Origin of the sequence: Bradyrhizobium sp., assembly GCF_035701725.1 — a bacterium.
Lineage (GTDB): Bacteria > Pseudomonadota > Alphaproteobacteria > Rhizobiales > Xanthobacteraceae > Bradyrhizobium.
In genome coordinates, this window is sequence record NZ_DASSRP010000042.1 from 1 (window position 1) to 5331 (window position 5331).

The 5331-nt window shown below is 62.9% G+C and carries 7 protein-coding genes; 6 read left to right on the top strand and 1 reads right to left on the bottom strand.

What is annotated here, in order from left to right:
• Positions 1 to 137: 137 nt before the first annotated feature.
• The gene (locus VFL62_RS02300; RefSeq protein ID WP_325170763.1) at positions 138 to 1610 is read left to right on the top strand and encodes an FAD-binding oxidoreductase; all 1473 of its coding nucleotides are present in this window, start codon (positions 138 to 140) and stop codon (positions 1608 to 1610) included.
• Between the two features lie 73 nt (positions 1611 to 1683).
• Here the strand turns inward: VFL62_RS02300 and VFL62_RS02305 are convergent, their stop codons facing one another.
• Positions 1684 to 1941, bottom strand: a complete 258-nt coding sequence (locus VFL62_RS02305; protein WP_325170764.1) for a hypothetical protein — start codon at positions 1939 to 1941, stop codon at positions 1684 to 1686.
• A 290-nt stretch (positions 1942 to 2231) separates the two neighbouring features.
• On the opposite strand from VFL62_RS02305, the gene coaD reads away from it, so the two are divergent.
• The 5 genes from coaD to queA form a co-directional block, all read left to right on the top strand.
• Positions 2232 to 2729 carry a pantetheine-phosphate adenylyltransferase gene (coaD, locus tag VFL62_RS02310; protein ID WP_325170765.1) on the top strand — a complete coding sequence of 166 codons (498 nt, stop codon included), beginning with the start codon at positions 2232 to 2234 and terminating at the stop codon, positions 2727 to 2729.
• A 29-nt stretch (positions 2730 to 2758) separates the two neighbouring features.
• Entirely contained in the window at positions 2759 to 3322 is a 564-nt protein-coding gene (locus tag VFL62_RS02315) for a peptidylprolyl isomerase (RefSeq protein WP_325170766.1), read from the top strand.
• Between the two features lie 87 nt (positions 3323 to 3409).
• Positions 3410 to 3760 (top strand): hypothetical protein, encoded by a 351-nt coding sequence (locus tag VFL62_RS02320; protein ID WP_325170767.1) that lies wholly within the window; start codon positions 3410 to 3412, stop codon positions 3758 to 3760.
• On the top strand, positions 3736 to 4200 hold the full coding sequence (locus tag VFL62_RS02325; RefSeq protein ID WP_325170768.1) for a peptidylprolyl isomerase: 465 nt from the start codon (positions 3736 to 3738) through the stop codon (positions 4198 to 4200). Before VFL62_RS02320 ends, VFL62_RS02325 begins: the two co-directional genes overlap by 25 nt.
• Positions 4201 to 4294: 94 nt before the next feature.
• Positions 4295 to 5331: tRNA preQ1(34) S-adenosylmethionine ribosyltransferase-isomerase QueA (gene queA, locus VFL62_RS02330; RefSeq protein ID WP_325170769.1), on the top strand; the 1037-nt coding region annotated here is incomplete at its 3' end.

A 5331-nucleotide genomic window follows, 5' to 3' on the forward strand; every position in this document is an offset into this window, starting at 1 on the left:
CGGAATTGCTGGCGTCCTGGCAAGCTCTCTACGCCACCGTGCAGGCCGAGATGCAACGTGCGGCTGCACGGGCCTAGCGCCTTACAAGGCTTCGCGGCGATCCTCGCCCTGCGATCGCCTTTGCAGAGGAAAACGTCGTGAAACGGCGCGAATTCCTGCAAGCGTCCGGCGCCTTCGCCGTGGTCGGGAGCTCGCTGTTTTCGATCCACAAGGCAGAAGCTGAAACCGGATTACCGGTGGCGAGCCTGAAGGCCGGGCTCGACCCGCAAAGGGACCTGGTTCTGGTCGCGGGCGACGCGTCGCCTTCCAGGTTCGACTACAACACCTCTTTCAATAAACGCAGGCAGATCACCCCGCAGGTGCGCGTCGTTGCTTCAAGCCCGCAAGCCGTTGGACACACCGTCCGTTGGGCGGCCGGCAACGGCGTGGGCTTTGCGATCCGCTCCGGTGGTCACTCCTATGAGGGGTTTTCGCAGAGCGCCGATCTCGTCATTGACGTGCGTGGCATGGCGTCCATCAAGCTCGCCGCGGACAAGAAGTCGGTCGCGATCGGCTCCGGTGCATCGTTGGGCGCGGTCTACGCGGCGCTCGAGCCCTCGGCGCGCGCCATTCCGGCCGGCACCTGTTTTCCGGTCGGCGTCGCCGGCCACGCACTTGGCGGTGGTTTTGGCCTCTTGGCACGTCCGTTTGGCCTTGCCTGCGACAGCGTGCTGGCGATGGAAGTCGTCGACGCCTCCGGCAACGTCCGAAATGTCAGCGCCCAGCAAGATCCCGATCTGTTTTGGGCATTGCGCGGCGGCGGCAACGGCAGCTTCGGCGTCGTCACCAAGTTCAATTTTCGCACCAGCGCGGTCAACCGCGTGGCCAAGTTCGCGACGACGTGGAACAGGCCGGCGGCCCAGGCGGCCAAAATCGTGCTCGCCTGGCAGGATTGGCTCGAGGCGCTGCCGCCTGCAATCACCTGCACACTGCACCTGACGAAAGCGGCGGCAGGTTCGATCAAGGTTCACATTGCGGGCCTGTCGGTCGACACCGAAAGCAAGGTGATCACGGAGCTCAAGCGGCTGCAAAAATCGGCTGGCGCGGCCGAGATGTCGAGCACAAGCACACTGACTTTCGCGCGCGCCGCCACCATCTTCAACGGCGGCGGCCCGGCCTACGAGTCTGTCCTGATGAAGGGCAAGTCCGACTATATCGTCGAACCCCTGACCGGGCAGGGGATTTCCGTCCTGCTCGATGGCTTGCAAAAAGCGCCGGGGGAAATTGCCGTGCTGTTCGACAGTTACGGCGGTGCGATCAACCAGATCGCTTCCGATGCCACGGCCTTCATCCATCGGGGCAAGACGAAATATCTCGTCCAGTATTTCTTGCAGTGGGGGAGTCCCGGAGCGACCGAGACAAATCTTGCAATGATACGGACGCTTTATGCGTCGATGCGGCCCTATGTTTCCGGCCGCTGTTACGTCAACTATTGCGATCTCGATCTCGGCGAAGGCTACGCCAAGGCGTATTGGGGCGATAACCTGCCGCGGTTGATGACCATCAAGGCCGCGTTCGATCCGAACAATGTGTTTCGGCACGCCCAGAGCGTGCCACGTGCCATCGTCTGAAAGACGAGCCAAAAAAACGAAGCGGAGGCGGGGGAGGCCTCCACTTCGAATTCCCTGATGGCTTCAGGCGGTTTTAAGGCGTGCGGTCGGCAGTCACCAGGCGGGCCTCGCGGACGGCGATCCGCGAACCCGCCGAGCGCAGGCAGGACGCTTCGAAATTCGGCCAGGCCTGCTCCGAGCAATTGCGGCCGGTCGGATGGATGTCGAGGCGATCGGACTTGGCGAGCGGACGCGGCACGCTGGCTTCAACCGAGGGCGCAAAACCCGGCACGACGGCCAGGGCGGCGGCGACGCAAGCGGCAACAGCGATGGCTGAAAAAGTCTTGATCATGACGGTCCCCTGTCATTGGGCGTTGGCGCCCTCGTTGTGTGGTCTTCATACAAAGCGGCCGTTTCCGGAGTTCTTCACCGAAACGCCCATTGGCCGGAAAATGGTTTCGTCGGCGGGCCCAATTGTTTCGTCGGGCGGACCGGGACGAAACAAAGCGGGCCAATGGCCTAAAGACGCGGGTGGCCGGAAAACGGTTCAATGGCCCACGAAAATTAACGGCATTGCGGGTGTTTTCGGCCTAAACCAGCCACCGGCTTGCGGGCGGGGACCGGGCGGGGTAGGACGGTTTCATGCCCCGCATCGCGCTTTATCCCGGCTCTTTCGATCCCGTCACCAATGGCCATCTGGACGTGGTCCGGCATGCCGTCGGCCTGTGCGACCGCCTGGTGGTGGCGATCGGCGTCCATCCGGGCAAGGCCCCGCTCTTCACCGTGGAGGAGCGGCTTTCAATGCTCCGCGAGGTGTTTGAACCCGTTGCAAAGAGCGGCGGTTGCGAATTCGACTGCATCACCTTCGACGACCTCACGGTCACCGCGGCCAAGCGCGCGGGCGCCACCATCCTCATTCGGGGCCTGCGCGATGGCACCGATCTCGACTATGAAATGCAGATAGCCGGTATGAACGAAACCATGGCGCCCGGCGTCCATACGGTTTTCCTTCCGGCCTCACCGACCGTTCGCCCGATCACTGCCACACTGGTGCGACAGATCGCCGGTATGGGTGGCGACGTCTCGAACTTCGTCCCCAAGGCCGTGGCCAAGCGCCTCAAGGCCAAGTTCGGCCGCTGACACAATCTTCTCTCACGCAGGAAGCTTCCATGATCCGAATCCTCGCCGTTCTCGCCGCGCTGATTTTTGCCGCCCCCGCCATTGCCCAGCCGCTTCCGGCCGGCCTCGACAAGCAGAACACCATCGTGATCGACACCACCAAGGGCCGGATTGTGATCAAGCTGCGCACCGATATCGCGCCTCAGCACGCCGAGCGCATCAAGCAGCTTGCGCGGGAAGGTTTCTACAACAACGTGCCGTTCCATCGCGTCATGGACGGCTTCATGGCGCAAACCGGCGACGGCCAGAACTTCAATGGTACCGGCGGATCGAAATATCCGAACCTCAAGCAGGAATTCTCCAAGGTCCACTTCCAGCGCGGCGTCGTCGGTATGGCGCGCAAGGGTGACAGTGTGGACTCTGCCAACTCGCAGTTCTTCATCATGTTCGCCGACGGTGCGCCGCTTGATGGCCAGTACACCGTGATCGGCGAGGTGGTGCAGGGCATGGACGTTGTCGACAAGCTGAAGAAGGCGGCGCCGGGAGCGCCGGGCGGCGCGGTGAGCGATCCCGACAAGATGGTGAAGGTTCAGGTCGCGGCCGACATGAAGTGATCGGTGCCGGGCCGTTTCCGTCTTCGATGCTTGATCGGAGTTGCGGCGATTTGGCTCGCGGGTGTAGTAGCTGCGCCGGCAGAGCCGGTGCAGGTCAATACGATCGCCGAGATGTTCGCGAGACTGCGGGCGTGCTGGCAACCACCGGACGCCACACGCGCCCGTCGCAACGTCGAGATTACCGTCGTCGTCAGCTTCACCCGGGCCGGCGAGATTCTGGGCCGGCCTCGCGTCACCCATGAATCGGAACAGGCCGACGACACCGACCGTTTATTGTACCGGATCGCGGCGATGGAAGCGTTGCAGCGCTGCGTCCCACTACCATTTACCCAAGCAATGGCAGGCGCGATCGCCGGCCGCCCGATCACCATTCGATTTCACAACCGAAGACCTCCAACAACAGAGAAACAAGCATGGCTGATACAGAAAATACTTTGATCCTCGAAACCACGCAGGGCCCCGTCACCATCGAAATGCGCCCTGATCTCGCGCCCAATCACGTGGCTCGGATCAAGGAACTGGTTCGCGAGGGGTTTTACGACGGCATCGTGTTCCACCGCGTGATCGACGGTTTCATGGCCCAGACCGGCTGCCCGCACGGCACCGGTACCGGCGGTTCCGGCCAGAAGCTCAAGGCCGAGTTCAATGCCGAGCCGCATGTGCGTGGCACGGCCTCGATGGCGCGTGCCGCCAATCCCGATTCCGGCGACAGCCAGTTCTTCATCTGCTTCGATGATGCGCCGTTCCTCAACAAGCAGTACACGGTGTGGGGCAAGGTGACCTCGGGCATGGAGAACGTCGACAAGATCAAGCGCGGCGAGCCGGTCAAGGATCCCGACAAGATCGTCAAGGCGCGGATGGCGCTGGACGCGGCGTAAACCCGCCGGCTACGCCGCCCTATGCGAATGGTGAGTAGCGAATAGCGAATGGTCTATTCGCCACTCCCTATTCGCCATTCGCCCGCCCAAGATCATGCGCACCGATCTCTTCGACTTCGAACTCCCCGCCGAGCGGATTGCGCTGCGGCCGGCACAGCCGCGCGATGCCGCGCGGCTGCTCGTCGTCGAGCCCGGCGGATTTCTGCATGATCGCGTCGTGTCCGATCTGCCGCAATGGCTCAAGCCCGGCGATCAGCTCGTCGTCAATGACACCAAGGTCATCGCGGCGCAGTTGAAAGGCCGCCGCATCGGCCGCGAGACCGAGCCGAAAATCGAGGCGACGCTGATCAAGCGGCTCGATGCCTCGCGCTGGCAGGCACTGGTCAAGCCGGCCAGGAAGCTTGCGCGCGGCGACGTCGTTCGTTTCGGCAACGAGGGTAAAGTCTGCCTGCTCGGTCATCTCGATGCCGAGGTCGAAGACAAGGGCGAGGACGGCGCAGTCACGCTGTCGTTTTCATTTCACGGGCCGACGCTGGACTCCGCGATATCGGATCTCGGCAGTCCGCCATTGCCGCCCTACATCGCCGCGAAGCGGACACCCGACGAACAGGACGCGGCCGACTACCAGACCATGTTTGCGACCAACGAAGGCGCGGTGGCGGCGCCGACGGCCGGCCTGCATTTCACGCCGCGCCTGGAGGCGGCGCTGCGCGAGCGCGGCGTCGGTCTTCACAGGATCACGCTGCACGTCGGCGCCGGCACGTTCCTGCCGGTGAAAGTCGACGACACCACCGAACACAAGATGCATTCGGAATGGGGCACGATCTCACGAGAGGTCGCCGACGCTCTCAACAGAGCGCGTGCGAAGGGCGGGCGCATCGTCGCGGTCGGCACCACCTCGATGCGGCTCCTCGAGAGCGCTACGGCCGAAGACGGCACGATCAAGTCGTTCGCCGCCGACACCGCGATCTTCATCACGCCGGGTTATCGGTTTCGCGCGGTCGATATTCTCCTGACCAATTTCCATCTGCCGCGGTCGACATTGTTTATGCTGGTCTCGGCCTTTTCAGGGCTTGAAACCATGAAGCAGGCCTATGCCCACGCGATTGAAAGCGGCTATCGGTTTTATTC

Coding starts and splice junctions, on each gene's coding strand:
- VFL62_RS02305 (WP_325170764.1), bottom strand. CDS start 1,941: ATGATCAAGACTTTTTCAGCCATCGCTGTTGCCGCTTGCGTCGCCGCC.
- coaD (WP_325170765.1), top strand. CDS start 2,232: ATGCCCCGCATCGCGCTTTATCCCGGCTCTTTCGATCCCGTCACCAAT.
- VFL62_RS02315 (WP_325170766.1), top strand. CDS start 2,759: ATGATCCGAATCCTCGCCGTTCTCGCCGCGCTGATTTTTGCCGCCCCC.
- VFL62_RS02325 (WP_325170768.1), top strand. CDS start 3,736: ATGGCTGATACAGAAAATACTTTGATCCTCGAAACCACGCAGGGCCCC.